Source organism: Sporacetigenium sp. TC11 (assembly GCF_058146105.1).
In genome coordinates, this window is record NZ_JBYVNY010000002.1 from 224,389 (window position 1) to 246,621 (window position 22,233).

Sequence of the window (22,233 nt, forward strand, 5' to 3'; positions counted from 1 at the left end):
CAAAATGAATTTTATAGATACATTAAGAAGTGTTGACTTAGTGTTGTCTACTGGAGAAGTACCTTTAGTAGTTGGTGAAAGTGGAATAGGAAAAACAGCTTTAGCAAAAAAACTTTCTAAAGAAAATAATTGGAGTTTAATTGTTATAGATGGAAATCTCCTAAAAGAAGGTGAGATAGGTGGTCTTCCAACAATAGAAAATAGAACTACAATATATGCAGTTCATAACAAGTTAAGGGAAATTGATGAAGAAATATCTAAAGGAAAAACAGTTCTTTTATTTATAGACGAGATGAATCGTTGTGAGCATACAGTACAACAGGAACTTATGAATTTAATACTAAATAGAGAAATTAATGGATATAAGCTACATGATGATGTAAAAATCCTAGCAGCGATGAATCCTTCAAGTAAATACGGTTCAGATTTTGATTATCAGGTTGTAGATATGGATGCAGCTCAAGAAAATAGATTTGTGTGGTTAAATATGGAACCTGATTATATACAGTGGTTAAACTGGGCAATAGATGAAGGAATTGAACAAAAGGTTATAGATTTTATCTCGGTCTTCCCAGAATATTTACATAAAATAAACGAAGACGATATAAGAGCAACTCCAAGAAGTTATGAAAGAGTTTCTAAGATTTATAAAAATTATAAAAAGAAAAAAGATTCAATACCTAAATCAGTACTTTTAAATGTTATAAAAGGAAATGTAGGAAATGTTATTGCACAAGAATTTATAAGCTTTGTTGAATCAAACTATAGTCTATTAATATCCTATGAAGACGTTTTTTTAGGAGATAAACTTTCTGAATCTGTTATAGAAAGAATAAAAAATGAAAGTCATACAAGACTTTATTTATCAGCAATGAATATTTTAAAAACCTTAGAATCAAATATGAAAAATGATGATTTTGACTCGAGTTATTATATATGTAGATTTGTTGAATTTTTGAAAATATATCCAATAGATCTAATGGTAGGAATTATGAAGGATATTAAAAATAGTTATGCCAAAGTATACAAAAGAGCCATAGAAAATGAAGATTTTGTAGAGTCTTATTTTGAATCTTATAGCTTAATAAGAGGGTAGTATATGGAAACTTATTTTGATAAACAAGCAAGAGAACTTTATGAAAAAGCAAATAGAGTTATAGATACCTTGACTTTGTTAAAATCAAAGCACAAAGGTGAAAAACTTGAGGTAAATATACCACAAGATTTTAAAAATGAGTTTTTTAGCCTTGTAGACAAAGTTAATTTAAGTCTTATGGAAGAAAAAGATAATTTCTATGGATATTTTTTGTTTCAAATGGCAAGGGAAATAAGATTTGATATAAGTAGTCCTACTGCTGTTAATTTTAAAGGGGCTAAATATGTTATATATTTTAATCCAATAATTTTTTTAAACCTTGATATAAAACAAATGGAAAGCACAATTAAGCACGAAGTTTTACACATAGTGTCTATGCATTTAGTAAGGGCAAAAAAATTAAAAGGAAGATATAGTACGCTGGCAATTAACATGGCAATGGATATAGTAGTAAATAAATATTTAAATTATCTACCCCCATATTCTATGACTTTGGAGTGGGTAAATTTAAATTATTCTCTAGAACTTAAACCATACGAGGCTTTTGAATACTATGTAGAAAAAATCCAAAATGAGCTAGACCTTCAAGAAGAAAATGAAGATGGAGAAGAAGATGATACCAAAGGTGAAAATATAGAAACTGATTATGACCCTGAAAAAACCCATGACATTTGGGAAGATTCCAGTGAGATAGATGAAAAAACGCTTAGAGAATTTACTGAAAAATTTATAGATAATGCCCAAAAAGGTAGTATTCCAGCTTATTTGGAAAGTATGATATCATCACTTAAAAATAGCAAAGGGGAGTTGCCTTGGAATTTATATCTTAATAGGTTAATGGGAACTGTTGAAAGTAATAAAAAGAAGACTATAACAAGAAGAAATAGAAGGCAACCTAATAGATTAGATATAAGGGGTCAACTTAGAAGTCATAAAGCAGAAATAGCTGTTGCACTTGACATAAGTGGAAGTATTAGTGATGAAGAATTTAAGCAAGCAATTAAAGAAGTACTTAGTATAGTAAAAAATTATAATCATGAAATTACCATTATAGAATGTGATAACGAAATTAGACGTGTATATAAAGTTAAATCCATAAAGGATATAAAAGAGAGAATTAATACAAGAGGTGGCACTAAATTTACTCCAGTTTTTGACTATGCCAATAATAAAAAGATTAATTTATTGGTGTATTTTACTGATGGCAAAGGTGAGGATAAGCTAGAAGTAATACCTAGAGGGTATAAAGTTTTGTGGGTTATTTCTGGAAGAGGAGATAACCTTTCATTGAAAGTGCCTTATGGAGCAGTTAAAAAACTTAGTAAAGTTGAAGCAAAAGATGATCCATTGGATATGAGTAATGTTAGCTACGATGGATATTCAATGAATAACCAAGAAGCAATTTTAAAAGTATTATCTTAAATTGTCTCAAATTAAGTGATGTCTTATCACATAAATGTGATAAAATGAATACATAAGTATATAACTAAATATAGGGAGGAGAATTATTTATGAAAAATAAAACAAAATTAATCAGTGTGGAAGGCTCTGCGCAAAGACTGTAATAAACATACAGAATAAATTTTTGTTCAGAGCCGGATTTTATAAAATTAAATTCGGTTAAGTGTTTTGTGCAGTCTTTGCTTCATTATCTAATAATTTAAAATAGTAGATAGGAGCAAGGGTTATGAAATACGAAAAAGCACAAAATATATTGCCAGAAGATATTATTGAATTAATTCAAGAATATATAGATGGTGGATATTTATATATACCTAGAAAATCAGACAACAAAAAAAGTTGGGGAGAAAGTAGTGGCACGAAAGTTGAGTTAAAGAAAAGAAATATAGAAATCTTTAATAAATATAGGCAAGGGCTATCTGTTAAAGAACTTGCTAAATACTACTATCTTACCGAGAATAGTATTAGAAGAATAATTAGAAGTGAAAGAGAAATAATATAAATATAAAAAGTCGATACTTGATAGAATCAAGTATCGACTTTTTTAGGTTAACTTTATTACAGAATTATTTATAAACTTGAGATATATTCAAATTAAATGATATTATTTAAATAGAAAATCTTTTGATTTTAATAAGGAGTTGTAATATGAATAAAGTAAATGTTTTAGAAATTAAATTTGATTTCAATGGTGAAATTAATACTATATATCCGGTTATATTAAGTGATAATGAGGAAATGATTTTAGTTGATTGTGGATATCCTAATTTTTTATCATTAATAAAAGAAACTGCAAAAAAACAAGGTATTGATATAAGTAAATTAACAAAAATAATAATAACGCATCATGATTTTGACCATATGGGGTCTTTAGGAGCGTTTAAAAGAGAATATCCAAATATAAAAGTATTGTCATCAATAGAAGATAAGAAATATATTAGTGGAAATGAGAAATCACTAAGACTACAACAAGCAGAATCTATATATGATAAAATACCAGATGAACAAAAGCCATATGCAATGGAATTTCATAAACTTTTAGAATCAATAGAACATGTAAATGTAGATATATGTTTAAAAGATAAGGATTATTTAAATTTGTGTGGAGGAATAGAAATAATCTCAACTCCAGGTCATATGCCAGGACACATATCTATTTATATAAAAGAAAGTAAAACTCTAATATCAGGAGATGCATTAGTAATAGAAAATGGGAATTTAGAAATTGCAAATCCTCAGTACACCTTGGATATGGATAAGGCAAAAGAATCTATAAATAAGCTATTAAACTACGATATAGACAGAATAATATGTTATCATGGTGGTATATATAATGGAGATATTAAAAAATCTCTTAAAAATATAAATAACTAAAAAGGAGATATTTGTATGAAAAAATATTATTATTTAGAGGTTGTAGTTAGACTTAATAAATAAGGAGTCTAACTAAAAAAAGAGCATCCTTATTTATTAAGTCATAAGTAAGAGACTTATAAATAAAGGAGAGGTAAAATTGAAAAACAATACATTTGAAAAACTACAATTAAACGAACTAAAAGAGCTAGTAAAAATTCACTGTGTTAGTTCACTTGGCAAAGACCTTATAGATAAGTTAATACCTAGTGGCAATATAAATATAGTAAAAAGAAGATTAAAAGAAAATGAAGAAGCTAGAAAAATAATAGAAAATAGCAATCACATACCACTAGAAGGTCTGTTTAATATAAGCCCAATTATAGATAAAGTTGAAAAGGGAATTATATTAGATCCTAATGAACTTGTAAAAATGGAAGATTTTTTAAGAGGATGTAGAAAAATAAAGTCCTTTATGGAAGATAAAGAATTTTATTCACCTAACTTAAGTTCGTATGCACTAAATATAACTGAATGTGAAAATATAGAAAGTGAAATAAAATACTCTATAAAAAACAATAAAGTAGATTCACAAGCAAGTAAGGAACTTAAGAAAATAAGAAGAAATATTGAAATAACAGAAGGTAAAATAAAAGAAAGACTAAACAAATTCCTAACATCAAGTTCAAACAAGAAATACATCCAGGAATTCATAGTAAGTAAAAGAGATGATAGATATGTAATCCCTATAAAGTCATCTTACAAAAATGAAGTTGATGGAATAGTTCTCGATACATCGGCAAAGGGAAATACAGTTTTTGTAGAGCCAAGCAATGTATCAAAGTTTAGTTTAGAACTTATAAGTTTAAAATCTGATGAATCAATAGAAGAGTATAAAATATTATCATATCTAACAGATCTTATATTTGAAAAAATAAATGAAATAAAGCTAAATACAGAAGTGATTTCAGAATACGATATGGTATTTGCAAAGGCTAAATATAGTCAAAATAATAGAGGAATTACTCCTAAAATAAACGATAGAGGTTATGTAAAAATAGTTAATGGAAAACACCCACTATTAAAAGATAATGTAGTACCCCTTAATATTGAAATAGGAAAAGACTATAGAAGCTTAATAATAACAGGTCCTAACGCAGGAGGAAAAACTGTTTCAATAAAAACAGTTGGTCTTTTAACATTAATGGTTCAATGTGGATTTGATATATGTGCAAGTGAAGGTACTGAAATAAGCATTTTTGAAAATATATTTGTAGACGTTGGAGACAATCAAAGCATAGAAAATGCCCTTAGTACATTTTCTTCACATATAAAAAACATTGCTGACATTATGAATACATCAAATAATTCTACATTAGTATTGCTTGATGAAATAGGAAGCGGAACAGAACCTAATGAGGGAGCTGGACTCGCAATAGCTATACTTGAAGAATTTTATCAAACGGGATGTATAACTATAGCATCTACTCACTATGGTGAAATAAAGAAGTTTGCAAATCTTCACCCTGAGTTTGAAAATGCAGGAATGATATTTGACAAAGATACCCTAGAGCCGTTATATAAACTAACTATAGGAAAATCAGAAGATAGTAATGCACTTTTTATATCAAAGAAAATGGGAATAAGAGATAAAGTATTAAAAAGAGCTAGTGATTATATAAACGATAAAAACTACAACTTAGACTTAGTAAAAAGAAGTAAAATTTCATCTTCAAAGGAAGTAGTAGAAGAAGTATTAAAGGAAATACCATTATATGAAGTTGGAGACAAAGTAAAATTACTAGATAAGGATGACTTTGGAATAATATATAAACCTATTGATAAATTCAACAATGTAGAAGTTTTATACAACGATGAATTCATAGAGGTTAATGTAAAAAGAATAGAACTTAGCATTAAAGCTATAGAATTATATCCTAAAGATTATGATCTAAATAGTTTATTCACAAGTTATAAAGAAAGAAAGTTAGAAAGAGATATTGAAAGAGGATCTAAAAAAGCTTTGAAAAAAATCCAAAAGGAAATAAAACAAAACAAAAATCAAAATTAATAAGGTGTTGACAATAATTAATAAATAAGTTAACATAAACACATAATTAATGGAAAAGGAGTGGTATTTTATGAAAAAGTTATTATCTGTATTTATAAAACATAAAATATGTAGCGCTCCAAAATATAAACATAAGACTATTTAATAATATAAATAGTTTTATTGTTAGATTCTGTACTAAAGTATATTTAACCTTGGAGCATACCTATGTTTCAAGGTTTTTTTATATTCTAAAATAATTGGCTACATAAACATTATTTCCTTTGCATTACTAAGATTAGGTATAGCATTGTCAGTATCTTGAATGGTTCCAACTAATGGATTTATATTATTTTCAATAATGTCAGCATTGTATGTAAGTGTAATTCTCATGTAAGTAAAATAGAAGGATAATATACTAACATGAATATTAATATGGAGGTAAAGCAAATGAATAGAGGTCCTGTTTATTTCATTAGATTAAGAGGATAGCGCACGGATTGTGGCTGTCCTAAATAAGATATAGTCATAATCCCGTGCTATTTGAACTTAAATAGTGAAAGGTGATTATGATATGAAAAAAATAGAAAAAGCAAAATTATTATTAGATAAAAATATAGAAGTATTTAAATGTCCTATTTGCAAAGGTGATATGAAAACAAATGATAAAAATAGTTTAGTATGTAATAATAATCACTGTTTTGATATTTCAAAAAAGGGCTATATAAATTTACTAAACAACAGTAATAACAAAATTTATGATAAAGGCTTATTTGAATCTAGAAACAAAATATATAACTTAAATCTTTATGATACACTGACTAGAGAAATAGGATATGTGACTAACGAATATACAATAAACAAAAGCAAAAATTATATATTAGATGCTGGTTGTGGAGAAGGTTACTATTTAAATCAAATATTCAAGAATAAAAATCTTAAAGACAACTGTGAGTTTGTTGGAATAGATATATCAAAAGAAGGGATAAACATTGCAACAAGAGAAGGAAATGATATAATTTGGTGTATTTCAGATTTATCAAACTTGCCATTTAAAGATGAAAAGTTTGATGTAATATTAAATATACTATCTCCAGCAAATTACAAGGAGTTTAACAGAGTTTTAAATAAAGATGGTGTAGTAATTAAAGTTATTCCAGAATCAGAATATCTAAAAGAAATAAGATGTGCAATAAAAGACGAAATAAAAAACAATAATTACTCTAATCAAAATGTTATTGATGTTTTCAAAGAACACTTAGAGATAGTATCTCAAAGAAAAGTTAGCTATAAATGGAGTATTGATAAGGCTAATTTAAAAGATTTAATAAAAATGACTCCATTGACATCAAGTTTAAGTGAAGAACAAATAGAACAATTAATAAAACATGATATATCTAATATAACTATAGATTTAAGAATTTTAGTAGGTAGATGTAAAAAATAGATACTATAAATAAAAATTGGAGGTGTTTGCTGTGAATATGAGAGGACCAGTTTATTACATTAGAATCAGAGAATAGCACACGGATTGTGGCTGTCTTAAGTATTTAATCAATAAAAAATAGTCATAATCCCGTGCTATTTAAATTTTAAATAGTAAATTAAAGGAGATTATGAACATGAAAAAAAGAGGAATTTTAGTAGGCATTAATATAAACAATAAAAGTGGTTTTGAAGAATCCATGGTTGAACTAGAAAACTTATGCTCGGCTTGTGAAATTACATCTGTAGGGGTAATAGTGCAAAATGCTAAAGAAGTTAATTCAAGACATTATATCGGAAGTGGAAAAATAGAAGAATTAATAAATTTGGTATCTGAACAAAATGCAGATATATTAGTTTTCAATAATGAATTATCTGGATCACAGTTAAAAAATATTGAAGAAAAAACAAATTGTACTGTTATAGATAGAACGGCTTTAATATTAGATATCTTTGCCCAAAGAGTAAAAACTAGAGAAGCTAAATTACAGGTTGAGGTAGCTAGACTTCAATACGAATTACCTAGATTAATAGGTTCAAATGAAAACCTTGGTCGTCAAAGTGGTGGATTTGGAACTAAGAATAGAGGGTCTGGAGAGAAAAAGTTAGAGCTTGACCGTAGAAAAATAGAAGATAAAATAACAGCTTTAAATAAAGAATTGGAATTACTAAAACAACAAAGATATACTCAAAGGAATAAGAGAAAGAAATCAAACATTCCAAACATAGCATTAGTAGGATATACAAATGCAGGTAAATCATCAATTATGAATGAGATGGTAGATAGATTTAAACATAGTGAAGATAAAAAGGTTTTTGAAAAAGATATGCTATTTGCAACATTAGAGACTTCTGTTAGAAATATAAAGTTGCCCAATAACAAATCTATCTTACTTTCAGATACAGTTGGATTTGTAAGTAATTTACCACATAATTTAGTCAAAGCATTTCGCTCTACATTAGAAGAAGTATGTGAAGCAGACTTATTAATTCATGTAGTGGATGTTTCAAATCCACATTTTGAAAATCATATTGATGTAACTAACGAAACTCTAAAACAAATAGGAGCAGACAATATACCTGTTATTTATGCTTATAACAAAATTGATTTAGTGAATTCATATTTACCTAATGATAAAGGGGTATATATATCAGCTAAGAAAAAAATAGGAATAGATGAATTAATAGATAGAATATGTTCAAAAGTATTTAATGATTATATTAATTGCAAGATACTAATTCCTTATACAGAAGGCAAATTAGTTTCTTATATAAGTCAAAGTGCAAATATAATAGATAGTGAATATGTAAATGAAGGTACTATCTTCAATATTGAATGTAGCAAAACGGATTACAACCAATATAAAAATTATGTAATATCATAATAAATTTTTAGGATATGCCATTAGAGTGGCAAAATTACTACTATAGAATATCTTAATATCAAGAAGATGTTTAAAGGTGGTGATTTTATTTATAAACGTCAATTAATATATGACCTCCCAGAGACTTGTCTAGATAATAGAGTTTCTATGGGTAGAACACTTAATGCCATACCTGAATCGGGTCCAATAGATATATATGTAAATGATATTCCTTTTATATTAGATATAGAATATAAAGAACTTACTACTTATCGTCCTGCGTTGATAGTTATAGGGGATGTAAAGTATTATTATACTGGTAATAGAGTTGACATCATACTAGAAATTAAAGATTTTCCTCTAATAGGAGGTCAATTAATGACTTTTGCATTTGTTGATTTTCCAAGTGGTTTTAGAATTTTGCCAATAATTGATGATATTAATGAAAAAGTTGCACCAGATGAAACAAAAGTTAGAATTTATAATTTAGATGCTTCAAATTTACTATTCACCTTAGGAGAACTATCGAGTACGCTACCTCCTGGAACTGGAACGGAATATGTTGATATAAATCCAGGTAGATATAAATTAGAAGTTAGCACAACTACCCAAAAATCTATAAACATAGATCTTAAACCAGGTAGAATATACACAATATATATTGTTGGAAGTATGAGTATAAAATCTCCAGGTTATTCCACAGGCAATATTCCTCAAATTATATTAGCCGTTGATGGCAATACTATATTAGATAAATGCGAATAGATTTTTTCTTTAAATAAATGAGCATGTTTTTCAATAAAAAAACACGCTCATTTTATTTTATGTAATCAAATTTTAGTATATAGTATTAAAGAGGGGAGATGATTTTATGGTTAGAAAATCTAACAATAATGATATATACTGTATTATGGAAATATGGAAAGATAGCACAATTAAAGCTCATAATTTTATAGAAATATAATATTGTGAGAAAAATTACAACGTAGTTAGAGATGTATACTTACCTATGGCAGAAACATTTATATATGAAGATAAAAATACAATTGTAGGATTTATTCGTATTATAAACAATGATTTAATAGGAGCTTTGTTTGTAGATAACACTATGCAAGGAAAAGGTATAGGGAGTAAATTAATTGATTTTGTAAAATGTAAATATAGCAATTTAGGTTTGGCTGTATATAAGAACAACATAAATGCAGTTAACTTTTATAAGAATAAAGGATTTATGATAGTTAAGGAACAAATAAATGAGGATTCTGGATTTGATGAATATATAATGAATTTATTTAGATAGATATTTTACAAGTATTAAATTTCATTGAAAAATAATATAATATTCATATGTACATCTGAAAGATTCAGTAAAACTATAATATATAAAAGACATAACCAATAATAAAATGATTATGCCTTTTATTGTTGTAGTAACCTATGTGTATATATCTGAAAACTCAGTTTGTATTTTTTCGATATTTGTTTTACAAATATAATCTTTATCATAATCGCCGTTATTTTCCCCGGAAATAACTTTAACAGGTAAATTAATTATAAATTCTGTCCCTTGGTTACAATTGCTTTTTACACTAATTTTTCCATCATGCATCTCAACTAAAGATTTAACTAAACATAGCCCTATACCGCTGCCCTCATGCCTCCTACTCATTAAAGAATCTGCTTGTTTAAATCTTTCGAAAATCTCAGCTTGCTTTTCTTCTGGAATTCCAATACCATTATCCTTTACGGAAATTATAATATGGTCTTCTTTATCATATAGATTAACTTCTATAGTGTCTCCTGGTTTTGTAAACTTAGTTGCATTAGAAATTAAATTAAGTATTATTCTCTCCATAGATTCTTCATCAAAAGCAATAATTTTTTCTTCTGTATCTGTATCGAAAACAATGGTTCTTGACATGCCTTGTACATATTCAGCAGTTGATAATGTAATATCTTCAACAACTTCTACAATATTATGATTTTTTAAACTTAGCTTTTTATATCCAGAATCAATTTTTGTTATATCCATTAAGTTATTTACAAGTCTTAGTAACCTATAACAATTTTGTTTCATAGTATTTGTGTAGCTATCGAGTTTTTTAGTATCATATATAATATCATTTTTGTTAATATATGAGGAGAATAGTTGAACTGTAGAAAATATAATATTTAAGGGAGTTCTTAATTCATGAGACATATTAGCAACAAATTCAGTTTTTAATATATCATATTGTACAATTTCTTCAACTAATCTACTATTTTCAGATATCATAGTATTAAAACTATTAGATAGTACTCCTATTTCATCATTTGTATTTATGTCTGAACGAATCGTTAAATCCCCTTTACCAGCTATCTCCATACATTTTTTTAATTTATTTATTGGATTAACAAATATACTTGACATAAAAAAAGCTAAAATTAAACCAAGAACAAGAGTAACAAATCCTGTAATTAATGTTGTATATAAAATTGATAATGAAGAAGATTTTAAATCATCATAATTAGCTGTAGAAACAATATACCAATCCCATGGTTCATAATAGCTATAAGCAGCTAGTTTATTAACTTCGTTAAATTTATATTCAATTAACCCATTTTTCTTTGAAATTATTTCTTTAGAAAAGTCATATTTTGCTAGATTTTTTCCTTTTATTTTAGGATGTAAAATCACATTTCCTTTTGAATCCATAATATATACATAACCAGTTTTTCCTATCGTAATATCACTTAATGTTTTCTCAAGATAGTTATTAAGATATTTATAGCCTAAAGCTATAGCTCCTATAACATTCCCATCTTTATCAAACAATGGTTTATATCTCGCTATATAAATTTCATCATTAAATGCTACTTTATCACTATATTCTTTTTTATTGATTATATGTTTGTAAATATTTGAATTACTAGTTATATATGTACCTACAGTTCTTTGATTATCTTTAAAAAGATTTGTAGATACTCTGACTAGTTTATTGTCATTTAAAACAAATATAGAAGCTACTGCACCTGTTGAATCTTTTATTTCGTCAACAAGTTTAGTATCTAAAGTTAATTTGTTTTTTCCTGCATATAAGGTTGGTAAATCAAAGCCTTCAACTTTGACTTTATGAGCATTATCTATTTTTAAATTTCCAAAACTATTTAATTGTTTCTCTGCAAAATATAAATCAGATAAAACTTTTTCGGAGAGTAAATCGTTTCTAACACTAACTGAGCTTACGATTAATTCTGTTATACGTTCGCTTTTTTCTGTAACTTCCTGAAAAACTGCATCATTGGATTTTCGTGCAACTAAATAGCCCAATAGACTTGTTGAGAAAATTATTAGTATTAGATAACTACAGAGCAATTTTAATCTGATACTCATATTTTAAATCACTCCCCCTTTATATTCTACAAGATTAGATATAAAAAAATGATTATTGTCAAAGATTAAATAAAATTCTTCAAATTCCTTCTTTTAAGCCCCTATTAAATTATAATATACAAATAAATTTTTGCTAAAAAGTAAACTTTTAAGTATGTAATAGGTATTACTAGAGCTATTAATTATGAAAATTTTATTAAGACTTTTAGAACGATTATTTTACTAGAGATATTGTGAATTCTAAGAATAGAGATGATAGGTTAGTTAATGAGCTATTTACTAATTCTAGTTTTAAGAAATCTATGGTCCATAATATAGCTGAGCATATTTATGCTTATAATATTATATCTAACATAAAAACCCCCCTTAAAAATGTTAATTGCAATGGTGATAACGTTTGCATTTTATAATATTATTATATATTAGTTTCTGTGTAGTTTTCAAGTTTTATTGTGTATTTATTGTATTTATTGTATTTATTTGTGGTTTGATGTATTTTTATAAACTGATTGCATCGATTTTGTTTGGATTGTGCAATTACATTGTTGTATTGTTGTTGGTTTTGCACTTTACCTTATTCGTAAAGCAATCTGTAATGCCTATTGTTAACGATACTCCACTAACACTAATGAAAGCTTTATAAAATAACTTTTTTATTTTATATAACACGAGTTTATTATATAGTATTAATATAAGATAATATATGAATAATAACTAACTAGCATGGATGGGGGATTAAAGTGAAAAAGGGTTATGTATATATAATTATAAGTGCGTTTTTGTTTAGTACAATGGAAATAGTATCAAAAGGTATAGCAAAGGACATTAATCCTATACAGCTAAATTTTATAAGGTTTCTTATAGGGGCTTTGATACTTCTACCTTCTGCTTTAAAGAATTTAAAAATTAGAGAAATATCATTAAATAAAGATGATTTTAAGTTTTTTATACTCACAGGATTTGTTGGAATAGCAATTAGTATGACATTTTTCCAGGTTTCTATTTTATATACAAAAGCTTCAACTGTTGCTATATTGTTTAGTTGTAATCCTATATTCGTTATACCACTTGCTCATTTTTTACTGAAAGAAAAGCTTTCAAAAGAAACTATAATGTCTTTGTGTGTAAGTATTGTAGGAATTTTATTTATAATGAATCCATTAAAAATATCTAGTGATATATATGGTATTTCATATGTAATAATAGCTGCTATGGCATTTGCATTATATAGTGTAATTGGCAAAAAAAGAAGTGCTAGATATGGCGCTGTTATACTAAGTAGCTTTAGTTTTCTGATGGGTAGTATTGAATTATTAATACTTATACTTTTGACTAAAATTGATTTCATATCAAATTGGACTTCAGGATTAGGTCTTAGTGTACTTAGTAATATACCAATTATATTGGGAATTACATATGAAAATATACTTGCTGTAGCTTACATGGGGATATTTGTAACTGGTCTTGGCTATTTATTTTATTTTATGGCTATGGAAGAAACATCAGCTTCTACAGCTTCATTGGTGTTTTTTATTAAGCCAGCTTTAGCGCCTATTTTAGCTTTTTTACTAATTAATGAAAATATAGCTCTTAATAGCATAGCTGGAATAATATTAATTATTTTGGGATCAAGTATAGTTTTTATATCTAATAACAAAAAATTAAAAATTATGGGGGATAATGTTATGGCTTATAGTATTGGGGTTACAAAAAAAGAAGAACAAAATACAAGTAACTGGTCAGGGGGGACTACAACCCAACTTGCTATATATCCAGATGATGCGGTATATAGTGAATGTAATTTTAAGTGGAGAATAAGTTCTGCTAAAGTGAATGTAGGTGAGTCTACGTTTACAAACCTTCCAGGAATATCAAGAGTTATCATGATTGTTGATGGTAAATTAAAATTAGAACACGAAGGACACCACAAAGTAGAATTAAATCCTTTTGAACAAGACAGTTTTAGTGGGGAATGGAATACTAAAAGCTATGGAAAAGTAACCGATTTTAATTTAATGATGAATTCTGAATGTGAAGGTAGTTTAGAATCAATTTTACTGGATGAAAAAGAATGTACAAATATAATCCTTGAAAATAACAAAGAAGGATTTGATAATATAAGTGATGCACTTTATTGTGTAAATGGAGAAGGACGTGTTTTAGTAAATAATAAGAAAATCAATGTTTTAAAAGGTGATTTTGTATTGGTAAATAGAAATTGTGATGACGAATCAACTTCTTTAGAGATTTTTAATGATAGTGATGAGCAACTTCAAATTATTAAAACAAATGTATATTATTAAAAAACAAGAGATATCAAATTGATATCTCTTGTTTTTTATTATAAGTATTTTATAGCTGTACCATATACTAAATATTAATTTTAAATACAACAATATTTAAAATTAATATTTAGTATTCTATTTTCTTGAGTTATATAATAAAATTGTTATAGTATGCTTTATAGGAGGGATATTATGTCAGAAGAAGATATATATAAAAGAAAATGGATAATATTATCTGTAGTAATTATAATGACCTTTATGGGATGCCTTGATAGCAGTATAGTAAATATAGCGCTGCCTACTATGTCAAAAAACCTTAATGTAAACATGGGTTCTATAGAGTGGGTAGTAACAAGTTATTTAGTAGTTATATCAGCCAGTATATTATTTTGGGGAAGACTAGGAGATATAATAGGAAAAACAAGAGTCTTTCAAACTGGTCTTGTAATCTTTACTATAGGATCATTACTTTGTGGATTGTCTACAAATATAACTTTCCTAATAATATCAAGATGTATACAGGCTATAGGAGCTGCTGGGTATATGGCTACAAACCAAGGAATAATAACACATGTATTTCCACCAAATGAAAGGGGAAGGGCCCTTGGAATAGTTGGAACATCTGTAGCACTAGGAACTTTGGTAGGACCTCCTCTTGGAGGATTTATAGTATCAATACTCAGTTGGAAATACATATTTCTAATTAATGTACCTATAGGAATTATAACTTTTTTCCTTGCAATAAAGGTAATGCCAAAGAATAAAGAAGTAAAGGAAGTAAAACTCGATATAATTGGAACAATATTGTTTGCTATATCAATAATATCATTTTTCTTCACATTTACCTATGGAGATCGTCTAGGATATAATAGTCCAATAATAATAACAACTCTAATAATTACGATAGTATCTATAATATATTTTATAAAACTTGAAAAGAAAATAGAAAATCCATTATTGGATTTATCTATATTTAAAAACTCATTGTTTTCTATAAGTATAATTTGTGCACTAATATCATTTTTAACTATTGGATCAAACAATATAATACAGCCGTTTTATCTTCAAGATGTATTAGGTCTTTCTCCTAATATTTCAGGATTATATATGATGATATATCCAGTAATATTAGCAGTAGTAGCGCCAGCAAGCGGATATCTATCGGATAAAATAGGATCAGAAATTCTTACCTTAGTAGGTCTTGTATTAACAATGGTGGGTATAGGCGGAATGGCAACTATTACAGAAAATACATCAGTAACATATTATATAGCCTTTGTAGCAATAATGTCTTTAGGTAATGGATTATTTCAATCTCCAAATAATTCATTAGTAATGTCAACTGTGTCTAAGGATAAACTAGGAATAGCTGGGAGTGTTAATGCATTAGTTAGAAATGTAGGTATAGTACTTGGAGTTTCACTAGCTACTACAATTTTGTACAATAGAATGAGTTCTAAAATGGCATTTCGAGTTGAAAATTATATACAAGGAAGAGACGATGTATTTATTTATGGAATGCATTATGTATATATAGTTTCACTTGCTATTTGTAGTGTAGGGGCTATAATAACTGCAATTAGACTTATAAAGAAAAAAAGATCTATAGAAACTGAATTAGAAAAAGGTTAAAAATAAAAGGCTGTTCTTTTTATATAAGAACAGCCTTTTATTAAATTAAACTAATATTAAAAGACTCAATAATTTGTTTAACTATTAAATCTGCTAAGTCGTCAGGGGGTATATCTTTGCCGTTTTTAATCCACTGACTTAAAATACTTATAAAAATACCAGATTGAAGGGAAATAAAATAATCCCAATGATTTTTAATCGCAATATTTTTAGGGCAAATGAGAGGTTCAAAAGCATCGACTATTTTAATAGCAGAAGAATTAATAATATCTAATTTATTAGCCTTTAGTAATAGTTCCATAATATCTGAATTTATATACCAAAACCTCAAAAGGGGCTTTATAAATAACGTTTTATCAGAAACATCATTTTCATTATAATAATCTACAATATATTTATATAAATTATCAAAAGTTTCATCACACTTCATTCTCAAAACATCGTCAATAGAATCGAAATTTCTATAAAAAGTAGTTCTACCAATTTTTGCTTTTTCAACTATTTCTGTAACTTTAATATTTTCATAATTTTTTTCATTCATAAGCTGTGCTAATGCTTCATAAATCCATTGGCTAGATTGAATTGAGCGCTTATCGTTTTTGATATGATACATATTAACACCTCCTGTTTCACATCTTTTTACATTATTGATTTATTATACTAAAAATTATATACTTACATAGTATATGATACAAGTGTATCGTAAAAATATAGATTGTGTCAATTGGAGGTGAAACTATGAACAAAAAATACATTGAATTTTCTGATGTGAAAAAGGTATATAAAATGGGGGAAGTAGAAATTAAGGCCCTTGATGGAGTTGATTTCTCAATAGATAAAGGAGAATTTGTTATAGTTGTAGGGGCTAGTGGTGCAGGTAAAAGTACAATACTTAATATACTAGGAGGAATGGATAGTCCAACTAGTGGTAGTGTATATGTAGACGGAAATAAAGTAAGTTCATACAACAAAAAACAATTAATTTCATATAGAAGAGATGATATTGGATTTGTATTTCAGTTTTATAACTTAGTACAAAATCTTACTGCCATTGAAAATATAGAACTAGCAACTCAAATATGTAAAGAGCCACTTAGTCCACAAGAAATAATAGAAGCAGTAGGGCTAGACAAAAGAAGAAACAATTTCCCTGCACAATTATCAGGTGGAGAGCAACAAAGGATAGCTATAGCTCGTGCACTTGCTAAAAATCCAAAGTTACTTTTATGCGATGAGCCAACTGGAGCACTTGATTACAACACAGGTAAAGCTATACTAAAACTTCTACAAGACACTAGTAGAAATATGAATATGACAACAGTAGTTATAACTCACAATATGGCAATAGCTCCAATGGGAGATAAAGTAATAACTGTTAAAAATGGTAAGGTAGATAAAATTATTAAAAACGACAACCCAATTCCTGTAGAAAGGATTGAGTGGTAATATGAAAAATATATTAATAAAGGATGCATTTGTAGAAATAAAAAAATCATTTGGAAGGTTTATGTCTATATTTGCAATTATTATTCTTGGAGTTGCTTTTTTCGCTGGAATAAAAATATCTGCACCAAATATGAATATAACTGCAGATAAATATTATGATGATTATAACCTAATGGACATAAATATTATGTCAACATTAGGACTTACAGATGACGATGTAGATGAGATATCAAAAATCTCAGGGGTAGATGGAATATATCCTACGTATTCCAAGGAAGTACTTCTTAGAAAAGATGGAACAGAGAGAGTTTTAAAGGTACATGGACTACCTTTAGATAAGTTAAATGGCAATGACAAAAACTATATGAATAGACCTAGACTTATTGAAGGAAGACTTCCACAAAAATCTGGAGAATGTGTTATAGAAAATTCAAAGTTAAAAAGCCTTGGTATATCCATAGGTTCAAAAATAAAGTTGTATTCAGGAACTGAGGATCCATTAAGTGATTCTATAAAAAACAGTGAATATACTGTAGTTGGATTGGTTGAAAGTCCATACTATGTATCACATGAAAAAGGAAGTAGTTCTATAGGTGATGGAAAGCTTAGTAGCTATATTATGATACCTGAAGAAGACTTCGCAATGGATGTATATACTGAGATTTATTTAACTGTAGATACTGCCAAAGGTCTTATGTCTTATGATGAAGAATACGAAGATAAGATAAAAGTAGTAGTGGATAAATTAGAAGACATGGGGCTTGATAGAGCAGATATAAGATATAAGGTCGTAATGACTGAGGCTAGGACTAAATTAGATGATGCAAAAAAAGAATATCAGAAAGAGAAAACAAAAGCTGAAAATGAGCTAAAAGATGCAGCAAATAAAATAGAAAAGTCAAAAATAACTTTGGCTAATGGTGAAAAAGAATTAAACCAAAAAGAAAAAGAGTTTTATAGCCAAATTGCTACATCAGAAAGCCAATTAAAAGCTGGTGAGCAAGAATTAATTAATGGTGAAAAAGAACTTAATACCCAGTATGAGGCTTTTTTACAAAATAAGAAAAATGCAGAAATTGAGTTTGCAAAAGCTGATGACCAAATAAAAAATGGTGAAACTCAACTAAAAGATCTTCAAGGGTTAATAGCTAATATAAAAGCTACTTTAGAAGATGAAAATACACCAAAGGATCAAATAGCAATATTAGAAACTCAATTAAAATCTTTACAAGAACAATACAATACTAGTAAATCTAAGCTAGAAGCATCTAAAATTGAGCTAGAAAATAACAAAACTGCATTAATACAAGGTGAAGCTAAGTTAGAAGCTAGTAAAAAAGAAATTGAAAAATCTAAAAAAGAATTAGAAGTTAATAAAAGGCAATTAGAGTCTGGGAAAATAGAAGCTATTGCTCAATTTAAAAAAGCGAGAGCAGATATAAAAGATGGTAAGGCTAAGTTACAAGATGGAATAAAGGAATATGAAGAAGGAAAAGCAAAGGCTGATAAAGAGTTTGCAAAGGCTGAGGTCAAAATAGACGATGCTGAAGAAAAGATAAAAGAAATAAAAGAGCCAAAGTGGTATGTTCTCGATAGAAATGCAAACTACGGTTTTGTAGATTATGGATCATCTGCTAAGAGTATAGATGCTATATCAAAGGTGTTCCCTATATTCTTCTTCCTAGTTGCAGCTTTAATATGTTTAACTACTATGACTAGAATGGTAGATGAACAAAGGGTAAATATAGGAACAATGAAGGCATTAGGGTATGGTGAAGGTTCTATAATGTTTAAGTATTTATTTTATGCTGCCACTGCAAGTATATTAGGTAGTATAGTTGGTGTATCTATAGGATTTACGCTATTCCCAACTATAATATTTGATGCATATACAAGTATGACATATAGCCTACCACCTCTTGTTAAGACATTTAATGTTGGGTATTTTGTTATGGCGACTTTGGTTGCTGTATTAACAACAACACTTGCTGTGTTTTTTGCTTGTCATAAGGAATTAAAAGAAGTTCCTGCAGCACTTATGAGACCTAAGGCGCCAAAAGAAGGTAAAAGAATATTACTTGAAAGAATTCCTTTTATTTGGAACAACTTGAACTTTATACAAAAGGTAACCTCAAGAAATATATTTAGATATAAAAAGCGTTTCTTAATGACTGTTATAGGTATTTCAGGTTGTACTGCATTACTTGTTACTGGATTTGGACTTAGAGATTCAATTAGTGCAATTGTTCAAAAACAATATGGTGAAGTATTTGTATACAATGGAATACTTAATTACAAGTCAGAAATTAGTTTTAATGAGGAAAACAAAGCAGTAAATAAAATATCTAAAGACGATAGAATTACTGACTACAAGAACATAAAAACAGTAAGTGTAGATGCTTTTAATAAAAATGTTAAGAAGTCAGTTACAGTATTTGTTCCAGAAAATCTTGACAACCTAAATGATTTTATAAGTTTAAAAAGCCGTACAAGTGGTGAAAAATTCAGCTTAAATGATGATGGTGTTATTGTAAACGAAAAATTAGCTAAGATGCTAGATGTTAAAATAGGAGATACAATATATTTAGATAACGAGGACGACGAAAAGTTTCCTGTTAAAATAAACGGCATTGTAGAAAACTACGTTGGCCAGTATGTATATATGACTCCAAAATACTATAAAAGCGTATATGATGAAGATATTAAATATAATCAAATGCTAATTAAGATAAAGGATACTTCATCTAAATCTGAAGATAAATTGGCTAAGGATTTAATGAAAATTAGCAATATAAGTGCTGTTAGTTTTAATACTAAGGCTAAGGGTAGCTTTGAAACTATGATATCTAACTTAAATCAAGTAATTTTACTTATAATAGTTTCTGCTGGTGCTCTTGCATTTGTAGTTTTATACAATCTAACTAATGTAAATATAAGTGAAAGAATTAGAGAGATAGCTACAATAAAGGTATTAGGTTTTTATGACAATGAAGTTTCTTCGTATGTATTTAGAGAAAACTTTATACTTACATTGATAGGTGCTTTAGCAGGATTAGGACTTGGAGTATTACTACACAGTTTTATTATGGTAACAGTAGAACCTGACAATATTATGTTTGGAAGAAATATAGAACTTATGAGTTTTGTATATTCTGCAATTCTTACTATTGTATTTGCTGTTATGGTAAATATATTTATGTATTATAAACTTAAAAAGATTCATATGGTAGAATCATTAAAATCTGTAGATTAATTATAGGCTCTGGACCCTTTGGGACCAGAGCTTTTCTATTAGTTATATATATAAATAAATTAGACGTAATGATATAATGAATTTGTAGAAATATGAAATGAAAAGACTTTTATAAAGGAGAATATAAATGAAGTCTACAACTATGATAAATCTTTTGGATGATTTTAATATGCATAATATTATTGCAATAAGGAAATTTCAACCTGAAAATATAATTTTTATATATGAAGATACAAAGGAAAATAACGAAATTTATAATGATATTAGAACATTTATATTAGAAAAAAATAAAACTACTAATATTAAAGGAGTATCTTTTAAAAAGTTCAATAATTTAGAAATTGAAGATTGGATAATTAACAATACAGAGAAAGAAACTATTATAAATATTTCTGGAGGAAATAAATTTAAAAGCTTATTGTTATACCAAATTGCTCAAAAATATAATTTAAAGACAATATTTGTAGATTTAGAATCAGAAAAAATGTATGAATTGGATAAGAATAATATAAAAGAATTAATTAAAGAAGAATTCATATTAAAAATAGACGGTTATATCGAGAGTAGGGGAGGAGAGATAATAACAGAATCTACTAGTATTTATAGTAATGAAAATATAAAAGAGATATTAGAATTTTTTATGGAAAATTATCAAATGTGGTGTAGCGTAAAGAAAATACTTAAAAATCAAGAACATGTAAAAAAGACAAATTATATGATGCCACAAGAAATTATCATTAGAACTAATAGTATAGACTTTAAGCAAAAAAATGATATTATGAAACTGATGTATAAATTAAAAGAATTAGAACACATAAATATGAAATGGATAAATAACCAAGAACTTTTTATTAAGTTTAAAGATAGTTATATTAAAAATTTCATTTTTACTACGGGTTCATGGTTAGAAGCAATAACTTATAAAGTTATAAAAGAAATAAGGGATATTAGTGATGTAAAGGCAGGAGTAATGTTTTTATGGGATAGGAATGTACATATAGTAAGAAATGAACTAGATGTATTAGCGAGTTTTGATGGATATTTATTGTGTATATCATGTAAGGATACAAATAGATATGATGAGAGCACATTAAATGAGTTACAAGTATATTCGGAACAGTTAGCAGGTAACAATGTAAAAAAATTATTAATATCAACTCAATTACCTTTAAAACATACAATTCTAGAAAGAGCAGATGAAATGAATATTAAAATAATAGTATTCGATGGAAATATAGAGAAGTTTAAAAATGAATTATATGTAACAATACAAAAACTTAGAAATGAGAATGTGGATTTGGCATAGACATATATTAAATTCAGAGATATTAATAAATTAATGTAAGAGATAAAGGAAATAAGGGGTGTATTATAAAATATATAATATATGGTAACAATCGTAAGATAATTTTAAGCAACAGACCTGGCTTTCAAG

General features: G+C 27.4%; 16 protein-coding genes. 14 read left to right on the top strand and 2 right to left on the bottom strand.

Annotation, left to right across the window (positions count from 1 at the left end; translation table 11 throughout):
* Nucleotides 1-4 precede the first annotated feature (4 nt).
* The 9 genes from ACUSRV_RS04035 to ACUSRV_RS04075 all read left to right on the top strand — a co-directional run bounded on the left by ACUSRV_RS04035 (nucleotide 5) and on the right by ACUSRV_RS04075 (nucleotide 10,109).
* On the top strand, nucleotides 5-1,096 hold the full coding sequence (locus ACUSRV_RS04035; RefSeq protein WP_490140636.1) for an ATP-binding protein: 1,092 nt from the start codon (nucleotides 5-7) through the stop codon (nucleotides 1,094-1,096).
* 3 nt (nucleotides 1,097-1,099) lie between these two features.
* Entirely contained in the window at nucleotides 1,100-2,518 is a 1,419-nt protein-coding gene (locus ACUSRV_RS04040; protein ID WP_490140637.1) for a vWA domain-containing protein, read from the top strand.
* A 265-nt stretch (nucleotides 2,519-2,783) separates the two neighbouring features.
* Complete coding sequence (locus ACUSRV_RS04045; protein ID WP_490140638.1) at nucleotides 2,784-3,059, top strand: CD3324 family protein; 276 nt, start codon at nucleotides 2,784-2,786, stop codon at nucleotides 3,057-3,059.
* Between the two features lie 146 nt (nucleotides 3,060-3,205).
* On the top strand, nucleotides 3,206-3,931 hold the full coding sequence (locus ACUSRV_RS04050) for an MBL fold metallo-hydrolase (protein WP_490140639.1): 726 nt from the start codon (nucleotides 3,206-3,208) through the stop codon (nucleotides 3,929-3,931).
* A gap of 139 nt (nucleotides 3,932-4,070) precedes the next feature.
* Nucleotides 4,071-5,981: an endonuclease MutS2 gene (locus ACUSRV_RS04055; protein WP_490140640.1), complete on the top strand. Its 1,911-nt coding sequence runs from the start codon at nucleotides 4,071-4,073 to the stop codon at nucleotides 5,979-5,981.
* 553 nt (nucleotides 5,982-6,534) lie between these two features.
* Nucleotides 6,535-7,407 carry a methyltransferase domain-containing protein gene (locus tag ACUSRV_RS04060; RefSeq protein ID WP_490140641.1) on the top strand — a complete coding sequence of 291 codons (873 nt, stop codon included), beginning with the start codon at nucleotides 6,535-6,537 and terminating at the stop codon, nucleotides 7,405-7,407.
* A 175-nt stretch (nucleotides 7,408-7,582) separates the two neighbouring features.
* Entirely contained in the window at nucleotides 7,583-8,830 is a 1,248-nt protein-coding gene (hflX, locus tag ACUSRV_RS04065; protein ID WP_490140642.1) for a GTPase HflX, read from the top strand.
* 66 nt (nucleotides 8,831-8,896) lie between these two features.
* The gene (locus ACUSRV_RS04070; RefSeq protein ID WP_490140643.1) at nucleotides 8,897-9,574 is read left to right on the top strand and encodes a DUF4397 domain-containing protein; all 678 of its coding nucleotides are present in this window, start codon (nucleotides 8,897-8,899) and stop codon (nucleotides 9,572-9,574) included.
* Nucleotides 9,575-9,818: 244 nt separating this feature from the next.
* Nucleotides 9,819-10,109 (top strand): GNAT family N-acetyltransferase, encoded by a 291-nt coding sequence (locus tag ACUSRV_RS04075; RefSeq protein ID WP_490140644.1) that lies wholly within the window; start codon nucleotides 9,819-9,821, stop codon nucleotides 10,107-10,109.
* A 135-nt stretch (nucleotides 10,110-10,244) separates the two neighbouring features.
* Here the strand turns inward: ACUSRV_RS04075 and ACUSRV_RS04080 are convergent, their stop codons facing one another.
* Complete coding sequence (locus ACUSRV_RS04080) at nucleotides 10,245-12,182, bottom strand: Cache 3/Cache 2 fusion domain-containing protein (RefSeq protein ID WP_490140645.1); 1,938 nt, start codon at nucleotides 12,180-12,182, stop codon at nucleotides 10,245-10,247.
* Between the two features lie 740 nt (nucleotides 12,183-12,922).
* Between ACUSRV_RS04080 and ACUSRV_RS04085 the strand changes: the two genes are divergently transcribed.
* Together ACUSRV_RS04085 and ACUSRV_RS04090 are read left to right on the top strand one after the other, a co-directional pair.
* Nucleotides 12,923-14,485, top strand: a complete 1,563-nt coding sequence (locus ACUSRV_RS04085; RefSeq protein WP_490140646.1) for a HutD family protein — start codon at nucleotides 12,923-12,925, stop codon at nucleotides 14,483-14,485.
* 174 nt (nucleotides 14,486-14,659) lie between these two features.
* Entirely contained in the window at nucleotides 14,660-16,099 is a 1,440-nt protein-coding gene (locus ACUSRV_RS04090) for an MFS transporter (RefSeq protein ID WP_490140647.1), read from the top strand.
* Nucleotides 16,100-16,139: 40 nt separating this feature from the next.
* Here ACUSRV_RS04090 and ACUSRV_RS04095 read toward each other — a convergent pair whose 3' ends face one another.
* Complete coding sequence (locus tag ACUSRV_RS04095; protein ID WP_490140648.1) at nucleotides 16,140-16,712, bottom strand: TetR/AcrR family transcriptional regulator; 573 nt, start codon at nucleotides 16,710-16,712, stop codon at nucleotides 16,140-16,142.
* Nucleotides 16,713-16,837: 125 nt separating this feature from the next.
* Between ACUSRV_RS04095 and ACUSRV_RS04100 the strand changes: the two genes are divergently transcribed.
* The 3 genes from ACUSRV_RS04100 (at nucleotide 16,838) to ACUSRV_RS04110 (ending at nucleotide 22,104) form a co-directional block, all read left to right on the top strand.
* The gene (locus tag ACUSRV_RS04100; RefSeq protein WP_490140649.1) at nucleotides 16,838-17,545 is read left to right on the top strand and encodes an ABC transporter ATP-binding protein; all 708 of its coding nucleotides are present in this window, start codon (nucleotides 16,838-16,840) and stop codon (nucleotides 17,543-17,545) included.
* A gap of 1 nt (nucleotide 17,546) precedes the next feature.
* Complete coding sequence (locus tag ACUSRV_RS04105) at nucleotides 17,547-20,798, top strand: ABC transporter permease (protein ID WP_490140650.1); 3,252 nt, start codon at nucleotides 17,547-17,549, stop codon at nucleotides 20,796-20,798.
* 127 nt (nucleotides 20,799-20,925) lie between these two features.
* Nucleotides 20,926-22,104, top strand: coding sequence for a Card1-like endonuclease domain-containing protein (locus ACUSRV_RS04110; protein ID WP_490140651.1), 1,179 nt, complete (start codon nucleotides 20,926-20,928; stop codon nucleotides 22,102-22,104).
* Nucleotides 22,105-22,233 lie beyond the last annotated feature (129 nt).

Excerpts from the sequence above, each read along its gene's own strand:
- ACUSRV_RS04100 (WP_490140649.1), top strand. The coding sequence starts at position 16,838 with ATGAACAAAAAATACATTGAATTTTCTGATGTGAAAAAGGTATATAAA.
- ACUSRV_RS04035 (WP_490140636.1), top strand. The coding sequence starts at position 5 with ATGAATTTTATAGATACATTAAGAAGTGTTGACTTAGTGTTGTCTACT.
- ACUSRV_RS04060 (WP_490140641.1), top strand. The coding sequence starts at position 6,535 with ATGAAAAAAATAGAAAAAGCAAAATTATTATTAGATAAAAATATAGAA.
- hflX (WP_490140642.1), top strand. The coding sequence starts at position 7,583 with ATGAAAAAAAGAGGAATTTTAGTAGGCATTAATATAAACAATAAAAGT.
- ACUSRV_RS04095 (WP_490140648.1), bottom strand. The coding sequence starts at position 16,712 with ATGTATCATATCAAAAACGATAAGCGCTCAATTCAATCTAGCCAATGG.
- ACUSRV_RS04075 (WP_490140644.1), top strand. The coding sequence starts at position 9,819 with ATGGCAGAAACATTTATATATGAAGATAAAAATACAATTGTAGGATTT.
- ACUSRV_RS04045 (WP_490140638.1), top strand. The coding sequence starts at position 2,784 with ATGAAATACGAAAAAGCACAAAATATATTGCCAGAAGATATTATTGAA.
- ACUSRV_RS04080 (WP_490140645.1), bottom strand. The coding sequence starts at position 12,182 with ATGAGTATCAGATTAAAATTGCTCTGTAGTTATCTAATACTAATAATT.
- ACUSRV_RS04110 (WP_490140651.1), top strand. The coding sequence starts at position 20,926 with ATGAAGTCTACAACTATGATAAATCTTTTGGATGATTTTAATATGCAT.
- ACUSRV_RS04040 (WP_490140637.1), top strand. The coding sequence starts at position 1,100 with ATGGAAACTTATTTTGATAAACAAGCAAGAGAACTTTATGAAAAAGCA.
- ACUSRV_RS04090 (WP_490140647.1), top strand. The coding sequence starts at position 14,660 with ATGTCAGAAGAAGATATATATAAAAGAAAATGGATAATATTATCTGTA.
- ACUSRV_RS04070 (WP_490140643.1), top strand. The coding sequence starts at position 8,897 with ATGTTTAAAGGTGGTGATTTTATTTATAAACGTCAATTAATATATGAC.
- ACUSRV_RS04050 (WP_490140639.1), top strand. The coding sequence starts at position 3,206 with ATGAATAAAGTAAATGTTTTAGAAATTAAATTTGATTTCAATGGTGAA.
- ACUSRV_RS04105 (WP_490140650.1), top strand. The coding sequence starts at position 17,547 with ATGAAAAATATATTAATAAAGGATGCATTTGTAGAAATAAAAAAATCA.